The sequence below is a fragment of the Thalassovita mangrovi genome (assembly GCF_009857745.1).
Lineage (GTDB): Bacteria > Pseudomonadota > Alphaproteobacteria > Rhodobacterales > Rhodobacteraceae > Thalassobius > Thalassobius mangrovi.
In genome coordinates this window covers 414,016-431,963 of sequence record NZ_WWEN01000002.1, presented here as the reverse complement: position 1 = coordinate 431,963, position 17,948 = coordinate 414,016, and the positions used below count along the sequence as shown (strand labels likewise).

Genomic DNA, 17,948 nt, shown 5'->3' with positions numbered 1-17,948 from the left:
ATGTTCCTAGACAATCACGGCCGCGCCGTCGGTGGCGAGGCCCACGTTTTCGCGGAAGGTTTCGAACAATTCGCGGCCGATGCCGTGGCTGTTGTCGCTGAGATCGGGCTGCACGGCGGGGCGATCGGCAAAGCCCTCAGTGAGGTTTTCCAGCGTGCCCGCCACTGCGTCGACGCGGATCAGATCGCCGTCACGCACCCGCGCCAGCGGGCCGCCCGCGCTTGCCTCGGGGCTGACATGGATGGCGGCGGGTACCTTGCCCGACGCGCCCGACATCCGCCCGTCGGTGACCAGCGCCACCTTCAGCCCGCGATCCTGCAGCACCGACAGGGTCGGGGTCAGCCCGTGCAGTTCCGGCATCCCGTTTGCCCTGGGGCCCTGGAAGCGCACCACGACCACGGTGTCGGAGGTGAATTCGCCCGCCTTGAATGCGTCTTTCACAGCGTCCTGGGTATGGAACACCCGCGCCGGGGCTTCGATCACGTGGCGTTCGGGGGCGACGGCGGAAACCTTCATGATGCCGATGCCCAGATTACCCTGAAGCTGCTGCAACCCGCCGGTGGGCTGGAAGGGACCGGAGGCGGGGCGCAGGATCTTGTCGTTCAGGCTGTCGCGCGGCCCGGGTTCATAGACGACGCGGCCATCCTTCAGCTTGGGGTCCTGGGTGTAGCGTTCCAACCCGTCGCCTGCGACGGTCATCACGTCCTCGTGCAGCAGCCCGGCGGACAGCAATTGCCCGATCATGTAGCCAAGCCCGCCTGCGGCGTGGAAATGGTTCACGTCGGCCAGCCCGTTGGGATAGACCTTGGCCAGCAAAGGCGTGACTTCGCTGATCTCGTTGAAATCCTCGAGGCTCAGGCTGATGCCCGCCGCCCGTGCCATCGCGGGCAGGTGCAGCACCAGGTTGGTCGACCCGCCGGTCGCCATCAGACCGACGATCCCGTTGACGAAGGCGCGTTCGTCCAGCACCTGCGACACGGGGCGATAGTCGTTGCCCAGATTGGTGATTTCCAGCGCCCGTTTGGTTCCGGCGACGGTCAGCGCATCGCGCAAGGGCGTGTTTGGATTGACGAAACTGGCGCCGGGCAGGTGCAGCCCCATGAATTCCATCAGCATCTGGTTGGAATTGGCGGTGCCGTAGAAGGTGCAGGTGCCCGGCCCGTGGTAAGAGGCCATTTCGGCCTCCATCAGTTTGTCCCGGCCGATTTCCCCGGCGGCGAACCTCTGGCGCACCTTGGCCTTTTCATCGTTGGGCAAGCCGCTGGTCATCGGCCCGGCGGGAAGGAAGATGCCCGGCAGATAGCCGAAAGTGGCCGCCGCGATGATCAGTCCCGGCACGATCTTGTCGCAGACGCCCAGGTAAAGCGCCGCGTCGAAGGTGTTGTGCGACAAGGCCACCCCGGCGGCGAGCGCGATCACGTCGCGCGAAAATAGCGACAGTTCCATGCCGACCTGGCCCTGCGTGACCCCGTCGCACATCGCCGGCACGCCGCCTGCCACCTGCGCGGTGGCGCCCTCGTCGCGCGCCGCGTCGCGGATCAGCGCGGGGAAGCGCTCAAAAGGCTGATGCGCCGACAGCATGTCGTTATAGGCGGTCACGATCCCGAGGTTCGGCGCGCGCGCCGCGATCAGCGCCGCCTGGTCCGATCCCATTGCAGCATAGGCATGGGCCTGGTTGCCGCAGGTCAGATGCGCCCGCCGCGGGCCTTCCTCGGCCGCCTGTTGCATGCGGCCCAGATAGGTCGTGCGGCTCTCCAGGCTTCTTTCACGGATGCGGTCGGTGACCCGTGAAATCGTATCGTTCAGCTGCGGCATGGCTATCTCTCCGGTCTCCGGGGATTCTATACGGAGTTAGCGATAACGGCACAAGTAGCGCCCCCGAACGGTACCGGATGGGGCCGCCCGGCGCCGCGCTTCTGCGCGCCGGGGGCGCGGCGGCGATGCTTTTTCAGGCAAAGCGATCCGCCGTCCCCGCGCCGGGAATTGCCGTGGAATGATCCCGGGAGTGCTTGAAATTTGCCTAAAATCTGCCCGATTTCGACAGGAGATTGCAGCCATACCACAAGGGCCTGGGGGACTGGCCTAAGGAGATGGAACGATGAAGAAATTTCGTACTGCGATCATGCTGGCAATCGGTCTGGGCGTTTCGGCCTGTGCTTCGGTAGATACCGCATCGCGGAACATGCCGCTTGAAACGCCGCAGATGTTGCCCGCCGCGCCGGTCGTGGCCGTGGCCGATTACAACATCAAGGTGTCGCGGTCGCTGCGGGTGTCCGAGGCGAACCTGTATTACCCGATGGGCGATATCGTCTGGCGCGGTGATGCGATCGGCGATCGCCACGAACAGGTGGCGCGGATTTTCCAGGACAGCCTGACCCAGGTGCAGCAGCAGAACCAGGAAGGCGCGCTGCCGGTGGTGGTCGATATCGACCTGCTGCGGTTCCACGCGCTGACCGAAAAGACCCGTTACACGATCGGCGGCGTGCATTCGATCCATTTCAACATGACCGTGCGCAACCCGGTGACCGGCGAAGTGATCGTGCCGACCTATGAGGTCAAGGCCGACCTGCGCGGCTACGGCGGATCCAAGGCGATCGCGGCGGAACAGCAGGGGCTGACCCAGAAGCTGCGGATCACCCATCACCTGACCAATGTGATCGCCCAGGAACTGGCCGCGCCCGGGTCCGCCCCGGAAGGCGTGACCGAACTGGTGGCCGGCCTGGAAACCGCGCCGCAAGGCTGACCCTTCCCCAAGCCGAAAAACAAGGATAAGAGGGCGCTATGACAGCGCCCTCTTATCCCGTTATCCGCCTCAAACCCAAGGCCAATGCCCGCGCCATCCGGCACGGGTTTCCCTGGGTCTATGACAATGAACTGGTCGTCGACCGCCGCACCCGCAAGATCGCGCCGGGCACCATCGCCGTGCTGGAAGACGGCGAACGGAACCCGCTGGGGCTGGTCGCGGTCAATCCCGAATCGCGGATCACCTGCCGGATGATCGACCGCGATCTGGACGCGGTGATCGACCGCGCATGGTTCGAAAAACGCCTGTCCAAGGCGCTGAGCCTGCGCGAGCGTCTGTTCGACGCGCCGTTCTACCGGCTGGTCCATGCCGAGGCCGATGGCTTGCCCGGCGTGGTGATCGACCGCTTCGGCGACACCGCGGTGGTGCAGCCCAACGCAGCCTGGGCCGATGTGGCATTCGAGGCGCTGACCGAGGCCTTGGTCGCGGTGACCGGGGTCGGATCGGTGATCAAGAACGCCAGCGGCCGCGCGCGTCAGCTGGAAGGGCTGGACAATGAGACATCGGTGGTGCGTGGCACCGCGCCCGAGGCGCCGGTGCCGGTGCCAATGAACGGGGCCACCTACATGGCCGACCTGACCGGTGGGCAGAAGACCGGGCTGTTCTTCGACCAGCGCCCCAACCACGCCTTCGCCGCCCGGCTGTCGCAGGGCGCGCGGGTTCTGGACGTGTTCAGCCATGTCGGCGGGTTTTCCCTCGCCGCGCTGGCGGGCGGTGCCGTCAGCGGGCTGGCCGTGGACGGGTCCGAGGCGGCGCTGGCTCTGGCGGCCTCGGGGGCCGAGGCGATGGGCGTCTCCGACCGTTTTGAGACCCGCAAGGGCGACGCGTTCGACGTGCTGACCGCCCTGGGCGAGGAAGGGGCCAAGTTCGACGTGGTGATCTGCGATCCGCCCGCCTTCGCGCCCTCGAAACAGGCACTGGAAGCGGGTCTGCGCGCCTATGAACGCGTCGCGCGGCTGGCAGCCCCCCTGGTGGCCGAGGACGGTTACCTGGTGCTGTGTTCGTGTTCCCACGCTGCCGATCTGGCCAAGTTCCGCGGCGCCTGCACCCGCGGCATCGGCCGCGCCGGGCGGCAGGCGCAGCTGATCCATACCGGTTTCGCCGGTCCCGACCATCCCTTGATGCCGCAACTGGCCGAAAGCGGTTACCTGAAATCGCTGTTCTTCCGGCTATGAAGGTCCTTCTCGACACCTGCGTGATCTACCCCACGGTGATGCGCGAGGTGCTGCTGGGCGTGGCCCGGGCGGGCGTGTTCACGCCGCTCTGGTCGGAACGCATCCTGGAAGAATGGGCGCGCGCCGCGCGCAAGCTGGGCCCCGGCGGCGAGGCGCAGGCGCGCGGCGAGATCGCGATGCTGCGCGCCGCCTGGCCCAAGGCCGAGGTGCGCTGGAAACCGTCGCTGGAAGACCGTTTGTGGCTGCCCGATCCGGCTGATGCCCATGTGTTGGCCGCCGCCATCGCGGGCAGCGCGGATTTGATCCTGACGCTGAACGCGCAGGATTTCCCGCGTAATATCCTGGCCGAGGAAGGCTTGGCGCGGCAGGACCCGGACGGGTTCCTGCACGGCATCTGGCAGGCGCAGCCCGATCTGGTGGCGGGCGTGGTGGAACAGGTGCGGCGGGAGGCCGAGCGGCTGTCGGGTGAGCCCTGGGAAGTCCGCAAGCTGATGAAGAAGGCGAAGCTGCCGAGGTTGGGCAAGGCGCTGGCGGGGTAAGTGTTGGTCGCTTAGCAGAGCAACAGAGGTTCGCGCCCGGCACCGAGGGTGGGCGCGGTGAAATCTGCGCCGCCAGTTCTGTAACGCGTCCACGTTGCAATTCGTGAAATGGTATCATCAATTCGCGCCCGCCCTGGGGGCGGGGCCGGGTGCGAACCGGATCGCGGGCGATCCGGGGGATGCTTTTGAGATGGTTCGAAACAGCGATAAGCCGCAGTTTTTAAAGGGCGGCGCTAGGCCTGCCAGCGCGCGTCCAGCTTCTCGATCGCCTTGATCCTCTCGGGCGTCTTCGGGTGGCTCAGCAGCCAGGCGGGCGCGGCGCCGGCGTTCGACTGGGTCAGCGCCTCGAGTTTGCGAAACAGCGAAATCTGCGGCGCGGTGCCGAACCCCGCCTTGGTCATCAATGCGGCGGCGTATTCATCCGCCTCGTATTCGTCCGCCCGCGACAGCCGTGCCGCCAGCAGGGTCATCAGCCCGTTGGCGATATAGCCGCCGATCCCCGGCACGATCCGCGAAAAGACCATCGCCAGTGCGGTGCGCAGCGCGTTCTGGCCGGAAAAGTCGATCATCCGGCGGCGCGAATGGCCCAGGGCGACATGGCCCAGCTCATGCGCGATGACGCTGGCCATTTCCTCGGCCGTGACGGCGCCCTGGCGGAACTTTTCGTAAAAGCCGCGGGTGATGAAGATCCGCCCGTCGGGGGCGGCCAGCCCGTTCACCGGCGCGATCTCGTAAAGGTTCACCCGGATGCGCGGCAGTTCCAGCGCAGCGGCCAGCCGGTCGGTCACCCGCTTCAGTTCGGGATCGGCCAGCTCGGTGGATTTGGCATCGAGTTCCCGCGCGGTGCGCCAGGCGGAAAGCCGGTACATCGCGATGCCATAGAGCAGGGCCAGAAGGATCGGGGTAAAGCGCAGCATGTCAGAGATATGGGGCAGGGCGGGGGAAAGGGCAACCGGCCGGACTGGTGTATTCTGACGCAGAAAGCGACTGCCTCAGCGGGTCAGGTCCTTCATGCCGCGTTCGATCCCTTCCAGGGTCATCGGCACCATCCGGCCCTCGAAAATATCCGAGATCATCGAAATCGACTGGGTATAGTTCCAGTACTTCTCGGGCACCGGATTGATCCAGATATGCGACGGCCATTGGTCGCGGGCGCGCTGCAGCCAGGTTTCGCCTGTTTCGGCGTTCCAATGCTCGTTCGCGCCGCCCGGATAGGCGATCTCATAGGGTGACATCGACGCATCGCCGACGAAGATACATTTGTAATCGGGCCCGTAGGTATGAAGCACGTCCCAGGTCGGCGTCTGCGCGTCCCAGCGGCGGCGATTGTCCTTCCAGACACCTTCGTAGAGGCAATTGTGGAAGTAGAAATGCTCCATATGCTTGAATTCGGACTTGGCGGCCGAAAACAGTTCTTCCAGCACCTTGATATGCGGGTCCATCGAACCGCCCACGTCAAGGAACAGCAACACCTTCACCGCGTTGCGCCGCTCGGGGCGGGTTTTCACGTCGAGGTATCCGTGCTCGGCCGTCGCGCGGATCGTGTTGTCGAGGTCCAGTTCGTCATGCGCCCCGTCGCGGGCCCAGCGGCGCAGCCGTTTCAGCGCCACCTTGATGTTGCGGGTGCCCAGTTCGACGTCGCCGTCGAGATTCTTGAATTCGCGCTTGTCCCAGACCTTGACCGCGCGCTGGTGGCGGCTTTCCTTCTGGCCGATCCGCACCCCTTCGGGGTTGTAGCCATAGGCGCCGAAGGGCGAGGTGCCGGCGGTGCCCACCCATTTGTTGCCGCCCTGGTGGCGGCCCTTTTGTTCCTCGAGCCGCTTCTTCAGTGTCTCCATCAGCTTGTCGAAGCCGCCCAGGGCCTCGATCTCGGCCATTTCTTCGGCGCTCAGGTGCTTTTCGGCCAGCTTTTCCAGCCAGTCGGCGGGAATGTCGACCGCCTCCAGAACATCGCCCAGCTGGATGTTTTCCAACCCCTGGAAGGTGGCGGCGAAGGCGCGGTCGAACTTGTCGAGATTGCGTTCGTCCTTCACCATCGCCACGCGGGCGAGGTAATAGAACCCGTCGACGTCATAGGTGACCAGCCCCGCCTTCATCCCCTCGAGAAAGCTGAGATATTCGCGCAAGCTGACCGGAACGCCGCCTTTCCTCAGGTTTTCGAAGAAGGGCAGGAACATCGGTTACACCGCGGCGCGATGGATGAAGAGGGTGATGAACAGGGCGGCGATCATGAACAAGATGGCGTAGCCGGCCGCGTATTGCAGCATGTCCAGCCCTTTGCCATTCCGCTTCTTGGCAAGGAAGGCCCCGAAAAGCGCCCCGATTACTGCCCCTGCGATGACGATCATATTTGCCCGTTGCTCCTCTTCAGCGGGCTTAATGCGGTGATTTCCTTCAGCTTGGCCCGCACCGCCCAGTCCGCCCCGAACCCGTAGCGCGCCCAGCCCAGACTGTCCAGCCTGACCAGCCGCGCCTCATTGGTCCGGCCCAGCAGATCAAGCGCCTCGGCGCGCAGCAGCAGCAGGGTCGACAGCAGGGCCGCGTTTTCATGCTGGGTGGCGGTGTTCAGATGCGGGTCGATGATGTCGAGCGCCGCCTGCCCGCGGCCTTCGCTGATCGCATAGGCCGCCAGTTGCTGCGCCACCTGGGCCCGGTGCAGCCCGGTACCGGGGGTCTGGGCGTAATAGCGTTCGGCGGCACGGAAATGCGCCAGGGCAACCTCGGCGTCGTAATTCTGGGTCAGCCGGCCAATCGCGTAATGGGAAAAGGCGCGGCGGTGATCGGTCCAGCCCTCGGCGCGGGCGATGCTGAGCGCCCGCTGTGCGGCCAGCCTGCGCGCGGTGGGGGTGCTGCCGGGGCCAAGCGCGTCCTGGATCGCGTCGATCCAGGCCCGCGTGGTTTCCGGCAGATATTGCGGCGTGCGGCGCGCACCGGCCGGGTTCAGCGCGGCCAGGATATTGGGCAGCCGCGCCGCCACTTCATCGCGGCGCATGCCCGAATGCAACTGCGGCGAATAGAACGCCCGCAGGATCAGCATGTCGTAGCCGGTCAGCACCGTATGGACATTGTCGTCGTTGAACACGCTGTCTGACAGCCGGTAGAGGTCGTTCAGCGGCCCAAGCGCCTGCGCCAGTTCTTCATGCAGGCAATCGCGCAATTCCTGCGGCGGCGCGTCGGCGGGCACGAAGATGGCCAGCCTTTCGCGGCTGGCCAGCCGCGACCAGTCGGTGCGCACGGCGTGGCGGGCACCGGCATATTCGGCCAGGCTCGACACGTTGGGGACCACGAAACAGGCGGCCTGCGGCAGTTGCTTGCGAATCTGATCATGGCTGACCGCCTCGATGGTGATCGAGGCGGCTTTCGAGCGGGTCATGCGGATATCGATCCCGGCCTCGCGGCGCAGCCGGCTCAGCAGGGTTTCCAGGTCGATGCCCAGGCTGATCGGCGCCTTGCCGGTGACGCGCAGGGTGATCGGGCCCTCGAACCGGGTCAGCACCGGCAATTCGCGCCCCGATTCCAGCTTGAAGGCCAGATCGAGGAAATCGCGCGCGATATCGGCATTCGATGCCTTTGGCGCGTCGGGGCGGGTTTGGGCAAAGGTTTTCATCGGCGGCAGCATCGGCGCCGCATCGGTGGAGGCCGCCCGCGTCGGCATCTCGGTCGGGGCGGTGGACATGCAGGCGCCAAGCGTAAAGCACAAAGGCAGCAGCAAACGGGTCAAATTCATCCTGTGACGCCCCCGGTTCGGATCAATGAAAAATATACTGATACCATACTTTCGTCTTTCAAAATGGCAAAATGCCTGACGCCCGCGTCAGAATTCCGACGTGAAACAGGGGGGCGGTCGTGCCGGGGCTTGCAGCCTAGCGCCGAAATGGGGCGCGAGTGTGACCGGCGGGGCGGCTGCCCCCGGAAACAGGCCGTTTCCCGGGGGCGCCTAATTCGGTGGCGATCAGCGCTGGCTGCGCGCCATGAAGGCCAGCCGTTCGAACAGGTGCACGTCCTGTTCGTTCTTCAACAACGCCCCGTGCAGTTTCGGCAGCGCGTTGGCGCCGTCGCGCTTGAGGTCTTCGGCGTCCAGATCCTCGGCCAGCAGCAGCTTCAGCCAGTCCAGAACCTCGCTGGTCGAGGGCTTCTTCTTCAGCCCCGCCATGTCGCGGATTTCATAGAACTGGGTCAGCGCGGTGGTCAGCAGCTGTTCCTTGATGCCGGGGTGATGCACCTCGACGATCTGGCGCATCGTGTCGGCATCGGGGAAGCGGATGTAATGGAAGAAACAGCGACGCAGGAAGGCGTCGGGCAGTTCCTTTTCGTTATTCGAGGTGATGATGATGATCGGGCGGTTCTTGGCGCGGATCGTTTCGCCGGTCTCGTAGACGTGGAACTCCATCTTGTCGAGTTCCTGCAGCAAGTCGTTGGGGAACTCGATATCGGCCTTGTCGATCTCGTCGATCAGCAGCACGATCTTTTCGTCCGATTCGAATGCCTGCCACAGCTTGCCCTGCTTGATGTAATTCTTCACGTCGTGGACGCGCTCATCGCCCAGCTGGCTGTCGCGCAGACGGCTGACCGCGTCATATTCATACAGGCCCTGCTGCGCCTTGGTGGTCGACTTGATGTTCCATTCGATCATTCGCAGGCCGAGGGCGCTGGCCACCTGCTTGGCGAGTTCGGTCTTGCCGGTGCCCGGTTCGCCCTTGACCAGCAAGGGCCGTTCCAGCGTCACCGCCGCGTTGACCGCAACGGTCAGGTCATCGGTCGCCACATAGGCGTCGGTGCCTTGGAATTTCATCTGCTCTCCACCCTATAATGCACAGTTTCGCGGCACAGTATCGCGAAGTTAAACCACCCGCAATCTGTGGCGTTATAGGTAGTGACATTCCCCCCCCAGTGGGATAGACGGGCGCCGGGAGGCAGCCATATGTCAAAGGATTCTGGATTGACAGACCATGGCCTTGATGAGGGAAAAGAGATGAAGGCGGAAACCTTTATTTCCGATGATTACCGTCCGGCGGAAGACGAACCATTCATGAATGAGAAGCAGCTGGAATATTTCCGGCGTAAGCTTCTGGCCTGGAAGGCCGAGATCGTTGACGACAGCCGCGACACGATCGAGGGCCTGCAGGAAACCACGCGCAATATCCCCGACGTCGCAGACCGCGCCAGCGAGGAAACCGACCGCGCGCTGGAACTGCGCACCCGCGACCGCCAGCGCAAGCTGGTCGCCAAGATCGACGCCGCCCTGCGCCGCATCGACGAAGGCGAATACGGTTATTGCGAGGTGACCGGCGAACCGATCAGCCTGAAACGGCTGGACGCGCGGCCCATCGCCACGATGAGCCTGGAAGCCCAGGAACGCCACGAACGGCGAGAAAAAGTACATCGCGACGACTGATCGCGCGGTGTCGGGCGTAAAAGCATAGGACGTCGGGGCCCCGGTCCCGGCGTTTTTTCTTATCGGGCAAACGGATGAGCGTGATTGGACTGAACATTCTGGTGATCGGCGGCGGCATCGGCGGGCTGGCGGCGGCGCGGGCCCTGGCGCTGCGCGGGGCCTCCGTCACGCTGCTGGAACAGGCCGAGGCGATCACCGAAGTCGGCGCGGGGCTGCAGGTCAGCCCGAACGGCTTTGCGGTGCTCGACGCGCTTGGGCTGGGCGATGAGCTGGCCGCAGGTGCGGTGCGGGCCGATGCGATCAGCCTGCGCGATTACCGCAAGGGCGAGGTGCTGCGCCTCGACCTCGGGCGGCTGGAGAATCGCCATTACTATTTTGTGCACCGCGCTGACCTGATCGGGTTGCTGGCGCGCGGCGCGCGCGATGCGGGCGTCAAGCTGCGGCTGTTGCAGCAGGTCACCCGGGTCGAGCCGGGCGAGCGCCCGCGCGCCCATGTCGGCAACGGCACGGTGATCGAGGCCGATGTCATCATCGGGGCCGACGGGTTGCATTCGCGCCTGCGCCCGGAACTCAACGGCGCCGACGCGCCGCGCTTCACCGGGCAGACCGCCTGGCGCGCCACCATCCCCAACACCGATTGCCGCACGGCCGAAGCCTGGGTCCATATGGGGCCGGGGCGTCACATGGTCAGCTATCCGCTGCGCGGCGGATCGGCGCTGAACCTGGTGGCGGTGCAGGAACGTAAAAACTGGACCGAAGAGGGCTGGAATTTCCGCGACGATCCCGCCAACCTGCGCGCCGCCTTCGCCGATTTCGGCGGTGAGGTGCAGGATATGCTGGCCCGCGTCGAGGAAGTGCACCTGTGGGGGCTGTTCCGCCATCCCGTCGCCCGCATCTGGCAGGGCGGCAATTGCGCGCTTCTGGGCGATGCGGCGCATCCGACGCTGCCGTTCCTGGCGCAGGGCGCCTCGATGGCGCTGGAAGACGCCTGGGCGCTGGCCGATGAGCTGTCTGCGACCGACAGTATCGCCGCCGGATTGGCCGGGTATCAGGCCCGCCGCGCGGCGCGCGCCCGCCGGGTGATCAACGCCGCCACCGGCAATGCCTGGAAATACCACCTGCGCAGCGGGCCGCTACGCTTCGCCGCCCATACCGCGCTGAGGATCGGCGGGGTGATGGCGCCCTCGGCCATGCTGCACCAGTTCGACTGGATCTACGGCCACGACGAAACCGCGCCACGATGAGCCGAGGGCGGTGTCCCGCCCTCAGCCCTTGTGCGGTGGGGTCAGATCACCCCAAGCAGTTTCCACCAAAGATAGTCGAGCGGGATCAGCACCAGCAGGGTCACCAGGCTGAGCGCCAGCGTCATCCGCAACAGCGGCCGGGTGGATTCGCCCGCCAGCCCCATGGCGACGATCAGCGGCCCGACCTGATAGGGGAAGATCACCGTCGAGAAGCCGATCACCTGCGTCATCAGCACCGCGTGCTGCGAAAACCCGGTAGCTTGCGACAGTTCCCCGGCCAGCGGCGTCAGCACCGCCGGCACCCCCGGCATGGTGGTGAAGATCGAGGTGGCCGCGCCCAGCAGCGACAGCGACGCGAAGTTCAGGAAATCCCGCCCCTCGGTCAGCGGCAGCAGCGCCGTCACTTCGCGGGCGACGATTTCGCCCAGCCCGGTGGAGTTGACCACCGCGCCAAGCGCCAAAGCGCCCGACACGAACAGCAGCATGCTGAAATCGACCGAGGATTTGAACGCGGGCGGCGGCACGAAACCGAATTGCGGCACCATCAGCACCAGCGAGGTCGCCAGCCCGATCCAGGCGGCGTTGATGCCGTGGATCTGGTCTGTCGCCCAGAAGCCCAGCGTCACCAGCAGCACCGCCAGCAGAGCGAATTGGCGCCGGGCCGATGTCTTCTGACCCTCGGAGGGCTTGTAGTCGCGGGTTTCGATCCGGGCGGGGAAGAAGACCAGCACCAGCGCCACGATGATCGCCGACTTGACGATCCCCAGCACCGGGTAATGCAGCAGCAGGTAATCGGCATAGCTGAAATGCATGTCCAGCAGCCGCTCGGCCATGCCCGACAGCACCACGTTGGGGATGTTCGAGGGCAGGATGGCAAAGCTGGGCATGTTGGTGCCAAACGCGATGATCACCGCCACGCCGGTGCGCCCGCGCGATCCCTTTTCGAACCCGAAGGCATCGGCCAGCGCCATGCCCACCGGCACCAGCACCGCCGCGCGCCCCATCGAAGACGGCATCACGAACCCCATAGCCATGCCCAGCACCATTAGCCCGCCGATCAGCATCGGGTAGCTTTTCGACAGATGCGGCCGCGCCAGGCTGCCCATCCGCGCGCCCAGGCCCGAAATCGTGATCGCCGACCCGATTACGAAACCCGCCACGATCAGCCACATCGCGGTCGAGGTGAAGCCTGAAAAGACGATGTCGGGCGTCGCGAAGCCGCCCAGCAGAAGAGCGGCGAAGAAGAAGGTCGAGGCGACATAGCCCGGCACCAACCCGGTGGCCCAAAGGCTGAGCGTGATCAGCACGATACCGAAGGTCAGCGCCTGATCCTGATCCATCCCGGCAGGCATCGCCAGGGCGATCCAGGCGGACAGAAGCAGGACGAGACCGACAACGGCCTGACGGAAATAGGACATGTCTTTGCGTTCTCCCGAGTTGCGCAGGCGCGGGGCCTGAAAATCCACGGGCAGGCCTAGCGGCCGGCGCCGAGATGTGCGAGAACGACAAAATGACAAAAGATGTCGAATTTCCGCCAAAGCAGCGTAAGAAGATGCATCCGCCGATGCCGCTGGGCGATCTGGGCGATGCCCGTCAGCCGCTGCTGGCCTGGGCGGGCCAGCGCGAGGCGGGCGTTTCCGTGCAGCCGCACGCACACCCGCGGGCCCAGCTGGCGTTGTGTTTCGACGGGGTGATGCGGCTCGAGGTCGGTGATGACACTTGGTTCATCCCGGATCGTCACGGCATCTGGATCCCCTCCGGTCTGCGTCACCAGTTGACGGTGGGCAGCGCGATCGAACTGCAGAATTTCTATCTCCACCCGCGCTATGCCGCCCGCAGCGGTCTGCCCGACCGGCCGACGGTGGTGCGCGCCACGCCGCTTCTGCGCGGCATCGCGCGCAGGCTGGCGCCGGGGGCGGGCGAACGGCTTTCCCCGGCGCAGCGCCGCCGCCTTGGCTGGGTGGCGCTGGACGAGATGACGCAACTGGAACGCCCCGACCTGCGGTTGCCCGGCGGGCGCGACCCGCGGCTGGTGGCGGTGATGGATCACCTGCTGGCCCATCCCGAGGACGCGCAGGGGCTGGCGCGGCTGGCTGAACTGGCGGGGTCGAGCGAACGCACCCTGAGCCGCCTGTTCCCGGCCGAAACCGGGCTGAGCTGGCGCGACTGGCGCGACCGCATGCGCTTCATGCTGGCGCTTGAGGGATTGCAGATGGGGCAGGGCAGCACGGTCCTGGCAGCCCGGCTGGGCTATTCCAGCCCAAGCGCCTTCGTCGCCGCCTTCCGGCGCCATTTCGGGATGACGCCATCGGAATGGCGCAAACGGAACTGACCGGCGGGGCGGCGGCGCCTCAGGCGTCCAGCTCGACCCAGACCGGCACGTGGTCCGACGGTTTTTCCCGTCCGCGCACGTCCTTGTCGATCTGGCAATCCAGCAGCAGGTCGGCGCATTGCGGGGTCAGCAGGAAATGGTCGATGCGGATGCCGTCGTCGCGGTTCCAGCTTCCGGCCTGGTAATCCCAGAAGGAATAGTGACCGGGCCCCCGGGTGCGGGCGCGGAACGCCTCGGTGAAGCCAAGGTTGAGGATGCGGCGGAACGCGGCGCGGCTTTCGGGCCGGAACAGCGCATCTTCCAACCACGCCTCGGGGCGGCGGGCGTCCTCGGCCTGCGGGATGATGTTGTAATCGCCCGCCATCAGCGCCGGCATTTCATCGGCCAGAAGTTCCTGCGCGCGGGCATAGAGCCGGTCCATCCAGCGCAGCTTGTAATCGTATTTGCCGTCCGGCACCGGGGTGCCGTCGTCCTGCAATTCCACCGGGTTGCCGTTGGGCAGGTAGAGCCCGCAGAGGCGGACCGCCTGCTTGCCCACCACCGTCGCCTCGATCCAGCGCGCCTGTTCGTCGCTGTCGTCACCCGGCAGGCCCCGCCGCACGTCTTCCAGCGGCAGTTTCGACAGGATCGCCACGCCGTTGAAGCTTTTCTGGCCGTGGGTTTCGACGTTATAGCCCTTGTCCTCGAAAATCTCGCGCGGGAAGGCTTCGTCGACCGACTTGATTTCCTGCAGCAGCGCCACGTCGGGCTGGGCTTCGTCGAGCCAGTCGCTCAGCGCGTTCACCCGCGCCTTGATCCCGTTGATGTTGAACGTTGCGATCTTCATAGCCGGCCTCCTTCTGCCCCGCCTCTATGCCCGTAAGCGGGCAGCGGGTGCAAGCGGTGAGGCGCGGTTTCGGCGAGCGGCGGAGGAAACTTCCCGCTGATCGCCGTCGCGGCGGCGGCAGGCCGGGCCCGCCGCATCAAGATGATCTGGGATTTTAAGGAGCGATGAAAGCGGGCTTACATCGAAAACGACGTCCCGCAGCCGCAAGACGAGGTCGCGTTGGGATTTTCGATCACGAAACGCGCGCCGATCAGTTCCTCGCTGAAATCGATGGTCGCACCGGTCAGGAAAGGCAGCGACACGGCGTCCACCACGACCTTTTCACCGGCGCCTTCCAGCACCAGGTCGTCCTCGGCGGGCGCGTCCAGCCGGATATCGTATTGGAACCCGGAACAACCGCCGCCTTCCACCGCGACGCGCAGGGCCTGACCCTGGTCGGCGGCGCCGATTTCGGCCAGCCGTTCAAAGGCGCGTTGGGTCACCTTGGGGGGAAGTTGCATTTGGGGCTCCAAACTGTATCGTCGCGTTACATGAAGAATATAAGTTCGGCAGGCACAGGCGACAAGGACCCGTTTTCCCTATGACAGCCCCCTACGCATCCGACCCCAAGGCCAGCCGCGGCAGGCTCTACCCGGAAGAAGAAAGCGCATTCCGGTCATGTTTTCAAAGGGATCGAGACCGTATCATCCACGCCAGCAGCTTCCGGCGGCTGAAGCACAAGACGCAAGTGTTCATCGAACACGAAGGCGATTATTTCCGCACCCGGCTGACCCATTCGATCGAGGTGGCGCAGGTGGCCCGCACGATCTGCGGCACGCTGGGGCTGAACCCCGAACTGACCGAGGCGGTGGCGCTGGCGCACGATCTGGGCCACACGCCCTTCGGTCATACCGGCGAGGATGCTCTGGCCGAGCTGATGGCGCCCTATGGCGGTTTCGATCACAACGCGCAGGCGATCCGCATCGTCACCGCACTGGAACGGCATTACGCCGAATGGGACGGGCTGAACCTGACCTGGGAAACGCTGGAAGGGATCGCCAAGCATAACGGCCCGGTGACCGGCGACATCCCCTGGGCGCTGGCCGAATGCAATGCCGCTTTCGACCTGGAACTGCACACCCATGCCAGCGCCGAGGCGCAGGTGGCCGCCCTGTCCGACGACATCGCCTATAACAATCACGACTTGCATGACGGGTTGCGGGCCGAGTTGTTTTCGACCGATGAGCTGGCCGAGATGCCGATCCTCAAGGATTGTTTCGCCGAGGTCGACCGCAAATATCCCGGGCTGAATTACTACCGCCGCCGGCACGAGGCTTTGCGCCGCTTCTTCGGCGTGCTGGTCGAGGACGTGATCGACGTGTCGCGCCGCAACCTGGCCGATCTGAACCCGGGATCGGCGCAGGATATCCGTGACGCCGGGCGCATGATGGTGCAGTTTTCGCCCGATCTGTGGGCGCAGCTCAAGGTGATCCGCGAATTCCTGTTCCACCGCATGTACCGGGCGCCGGAAGTGGTGGAAATCCGCAGCTACGTGACCGAACTGATCCAGCAACTGTTCCCGATGCTGATGGACGATCCCACGCTGCTGCCCAAGCAATGGCGCAAGTCGGTGGAAGAGGCGCAGGATGAAACGGCGCTGGCGCGGATCGTGTCCGATTACATCGCGGGCATGACCGACCGTTACGCGCTGCAGGAATACGAACGGCTGACCGGGCGCAGCGCGATCCCCGCCGGGCGCCGTGCCACGCCGCCGCAACGGGGCGGGTAGGGTATGGCAATTGCCGGGGCGATCACGGGGGCCGAGGCGGGGCTGACCCCGATCACCGCCATCGCGCTCGTCGGCGTCCTGGGCGTGGGCGCGCAATTCATCGCATGGCGGATGCAATTGCCCGCCATCGTGCTGATGCTGCTGGCCGGGGTGCTGGCCGGGCCGGTCACGGGCCTGCTGGACCCGGCGCGCGATATCGGGCCGCTGGTGGCGCCCATCGTGTCGCTGGCCGTGGCGATCATCCTGTTCGAGGGCGGGCTGACCCTGAACCTGCACAAGCTGCGCGACGCGGCCAAGGGGGTGCGGCGGCTGGTCTTCATCGGCGCGCCCTTGGGCTGGCTGTCTTCGGCGCTGGCGCTGCGCTATGGCGCCGGGCTCGGCTGGGAAACTGCGGCCGTGTTCGGCGGCATCATGATCGTCACCGGCCCTACCGTGATCGCGCCCTTGCTGCGCCAGGCGAAACTGTCTCGCCGCCCCGCCGCCCTGCTGCAATGGGAAGCGATCATCAACGATCCCATCGGCGCGCTGGCCGCCGTGCTGGCCTTCGAAGTGGTCATGGTCCGGCAAACCGCCGCCTCTGCCGGTCACGCCGCGCAGGAGCTGATCCTTGGCATTGCCTTTGCCACGGTGCTGGGTGCTGCGGCGGGATACGGGTTGGCGGCGGCGTTCAAGCGCGGGCTGGTGCCGGAATACATGAAGGTGCCGGTGCTGTTCGTGACCCTGATCGCCGCCTTCGCCCTGTCCGACACCATGCTGCACGAAAGCGGGTTGCTGGCGGTGACCCTCATGGGGGTGGTGATCGCCAATGCCGAATTGCCGTCCTACGCCGAAATCCGGCGTTTCAAGGAACACGCGACCGTTTTGCTGGTCTCCGGCGTCTTCATCCTGCTCGCCGCCTCGCTCGATTTCGACATGCTGGGGCAGTTGACCTGGCGCGCGGCGCTGTTCGTGGGGCTGGTGATCGGGCTGGCGCGGCCGCTGACGGTGCTGATCTCGCTGATCGGCACCGGGCTGCCGTGGCGCGAAAAGCTGCTGATCGCGCTGACCGGCCCGCGCGGCGTGGTCCTGGTCGCGGTTGCGGGGCTGTTCGGTGAACGGCTGGCGGCGATGGGCATCGAGGACGGCGCGCTGGTGGCGCCGCTGGCCTTCGCTTTGGTCGCGGTGACCGTGGTTTTGCACGGCTTCACCCTGAAACCGCTGGCGCAGGCGCTTGGCCTGGCCGGGGCCGACACGCCCGGCGTGCTGCTGGTGGGCGGCTCAAAATGGTCCACGGCGCTGGCCGAGGCGCTGCACAAGGCGGGCGTTCAGGTGCTGCTGGCCGATCCCAACCGCGGCCGGCTGCGCGCGGCGCGCCAGCTGGGCCTGCCCACCTTCTTCGGCGACATCCTGTCGGAGGCGGCCGAACACAATATCGAACTGGCGCAATATGCGCGGCTCGTGGCGCTGACCGACAACGATGCTTACAACACGCTGGTCACCACCGACCTGGCACCGGAATACGGCCGCGACAACGTGTTCCAGCTGGCGCGGGCCAAGGAAAGCCAAGCCCGCCATGCGCTGCCCGCCACCCTGGGCGGTCGCGTTTTCGCGCAGGGCCGCCACTATGACGAATTGCAGGCGCTGGCCCGTGCCGGATGGGACTTCCGCACCACCACGCTGAGCGAGGAATACGGGCTGGACACCTGGCGCGACGACCGGCCCGACGCGGTGCTGATCGTGGCGATCTATCCAAATGGCGAGTTGCGCTTCCCACGCGAAGACAGCAGCCTCAAAGGCGGCGACGGCGTGCAATTGCTCTACTTCGCCCCCGCCAAGCCCAAGCCGCAGGGCCAGGCCTGAGCCGGGCTTTCATCTTGGCTCAAATAC

At 65.7% G+C, this 17,948-nt stretch carries 17 protein-coding genes; 8 read left to right on the top strand and 9 right to left on the bottom strand.

Annotation, left to right across the window (positions count from 1 at the left end; translation table 11 throughout):
• Positions 1–6: 6 nt before the first annotated feature.
• On the bottom strand, positions 7–1,815 hold the full coding sequence (gene edd / locus GR167_RS03835; protein ID WP_160972116.1) for a phosphogluconate dehydratase: 1,809 nt from the start codon (positions 1,813–1,815) through the stop codon (positions 7–9).
• 283 nt (positions 1,816–2,098) lie between these two features.
• On the opposite strand from edd, the gene GR167_RS03830 reads away from it, so the two are divergent.
• The 3 genes from GR167_RS03830 to GR167_RS03820 are packed head-to-tail and all read left to right on the top strand — an operon-like array spanning position 2,099 to position 4,517.
• The gene (locus tag GR167_RS03830) at positions 2,099–2,743 is read left to right on the top strand and encodes a DUF6778 family protein (RefSeq protein WP_160972115.1); all 645 of its coding nucleotides are present in this window, start codon (positions 2,099–2,101) and stop codon (positions 2,741–2,743) included.
• A 38-nt stretch (positions 2,744–2,781) separates the two neighbouring features.
• Positions 2,782–3,978, top strand: coding sequence for an RSP_2647 family RNA methyltransferase (locus tag GR167_RS03825; RefSeq protein WP_160972114.1), 1,197 nt, complete (start codon positions 2,782–2,784; stop codon positions 3,976–3,978).
• On the top strand, positions 3,975–4,517 hold the full coding sequence (locus tag GR167_RS03820; protein WP_160972113.1) for an RSP_2648 family PIN domain-containing protein: 543 nt from the start codon (positions 3,975–3,977) through the stop codon (positions 4,515–4,517). Before GR167_RS03825 ends, GR167_RS03820 begins: the two co-directional genes overlap by 4 nt.
• A gap of 233 nt (positions 4,518–4,750) precedes the next feature.
• Here the strand turns inward: GR167_RS03820 and GR167_RS03815 are convergent, their stop codons facing one another.
• The 5 genes from GR167_RS03815 to GR167_RS03800 form a co-directional block, all read right to left on the bottom strand.
• Entirely contained in the window at positions 4,751–5,434 is a 684-nt protein-coding gene (locus GR167_RS03815) for a M48 family metallopeptidase (RefSeq protein ID WP_160972112.1), read from the bottom strand.
• Positions 5,435–5,509: 75 nt separating this feature from the next.
• A complete protein-coding gene (locus tag GR167_RS03810) occupies positions 5,510–6,694 on the bottom strand; it encodes a vWA domain-containing protein (RefSeq protein ID WP_160972111.1) in 1,185 nt (394 codons plus the stop codon).
• A gap of 3 nt (positions 6,695–6,697) precedes the next feature.
• The gene (locus GR167_RS20100) at positions 6,698–6,865 is read right to left on the bottom strand and encodes a hypothetical protein (RefSeq protein WP_212769822.1); all 168 of its coding nucleotides are present in this window, start codon (positions 6,863–6,865) and stop codon (positions 6,698–6,700) included.
• Positions 6,862–8,238, bottom strand: coding sequence for a DUF2927 domain-containing protein (locus tag GR167_RS03805; RefSeq protein WP_160972635.1), 1,377 nt, complete (start codon positions 8,236–8,238; stop codon positions 6,862–6,864). Before GR167_RS03805 ends, GR167_RS20100 begins: the two co-directional genes overlap by 4 nt.
• A gap of 231 nt (positions 8,239–8,469) precedes the next feature.
• Positions 8,470–9,309, bottom strand: a complete 840-nt coding sequence (locus GR167_RS03800; RefSeq protein WP_160972110.1) for an AAA family ATPase — start codon at positions 9,307–9,309, stop codon at positions 8,470–8,472.
• 180 nt (positions 9,310–9,489) lie between these two features.
• Between GR167_RS03800 and dksA the strand changes: the two genes are divergently transcribed.
• Both dksA and GR167_RS03790 read left to right on the top strand, forming a co-directional pair.
• A complete protein-coding gene (gene dksA, locus GR167_RS03795; protein WP_160972109.1) occupies positions 9,490–9,912 on the top strand; it encodes an RNA polymerase-binding protein DksA in 423 nt (140 codons plus the stop codon).
• A gap of 74 nt (positions 9,913–9,986) precedes the next feature.
• Positions 9,987–11,156 (top strand): FAD-dependent monooxygenase, encoded by a 1,170-nt coding sequence (locus tag GR167_RS03790; protein ID WP_160972108.1) that lies wholly within the window; start codon positions 9,987–9,989, stop codon positions 11,154–11,156.
• A 41-nt stretch (positions 11,157–11,197) separates the two neighbouring features.
• On the opposite strand, the gene GR167_RS03785 is transcribed toward GR167_RS03790, so the two are convergent.
• A complete protein-coding gene (locus tag GR167_RS03785; RefSeq protein WP_160972107.1) occupies positions 11,198–12,574 on the bottom strand; it encodes an SLC13 family permease in 1,377 nt (458 codons plus the stop codon).
• Positions 12,575–12,666: 92 nt separating this feature from the next.
• Between GR167_RS03785 and GR167_RS03780 the strand changes: the two genes are divergently transcribed.
• Positions 12,667–13,488 (top strand): AraC family transcriptional regulator, encoded by an 822-nt coding sequence (locus GR167_RS03780; RefSeq protein WP_160972106.1) that lies wholly within the window; start codon positions 12,667–12,669, stop codon positions 13,486–13,488.
• Between the two features lie 19 nt (positions 13,489–13,507).
• Here GR167_RS03780 and xth read toward each other — a convergent pair whose 3' ends face one another.
• Together xth and GR167_RS03770 are read right to left on the bottom strand one after the other, a co-directional pair.
• The gene (gene xth / locus GR167_RS03775; RefSeq protein ID WP_160972105.1) at positions 13,508–14,314 is read right to left on the bottom strand and encodes an exodeoxyribonuclease III; all 807 of its coding nucleotides are present in this window, start codon (positions 14,312–14,314) and stop codon (positions 13,508–13,510) included.
• 176 nt (positions 14,315–14,490) lie between these two features.
• Positions 14,491–14,814 (bottom strand): HesB/IscA family protein, encoded by a 324-nt coding sequence (locus GR167_RS03770; protein WP_160972104.1) that lies wholly within the window; start codon positions 14,812–14,814, stop codon positions 14,491–14,493.
• Positions 14,815–14,894: 80 nt separating this feature from the next.
• Here GR167_RS03770 and GR167_RS03765 point away from each other — a divergent pair, with 80 nt between their 5' ends.
• Both GR167_RS03765 and GR167_RS03760 read left to right on the top strand, forming a co-directional pair.
• The gene (locus GR167_RS03765) at positions 14,895–16,082 is read left to right on the top strand and encodes a deoxyguanosinetriphosphate triphosphohydrolase (RefSeq protein WP_160972103.1); all 1,188 of its coding nucleotides are present in this window, start codon (positions 14,895–14,897) and stop codon (positions 16,080–16,082) included.
• Between the two features lie 3 nt (positions 16,083–16,085).
• A complete protein-coding gene (locus tag GR167_RS03760) occupies positions 16,086–17,921 on the top strand; it encodes a cation:proton antiporter (RefSeq protein WP_160972102.1) in 1,836 nt (611 codons plus the stop codon).
• Positions 17,922–17,948: the final 27 nt, after the last annotated feature.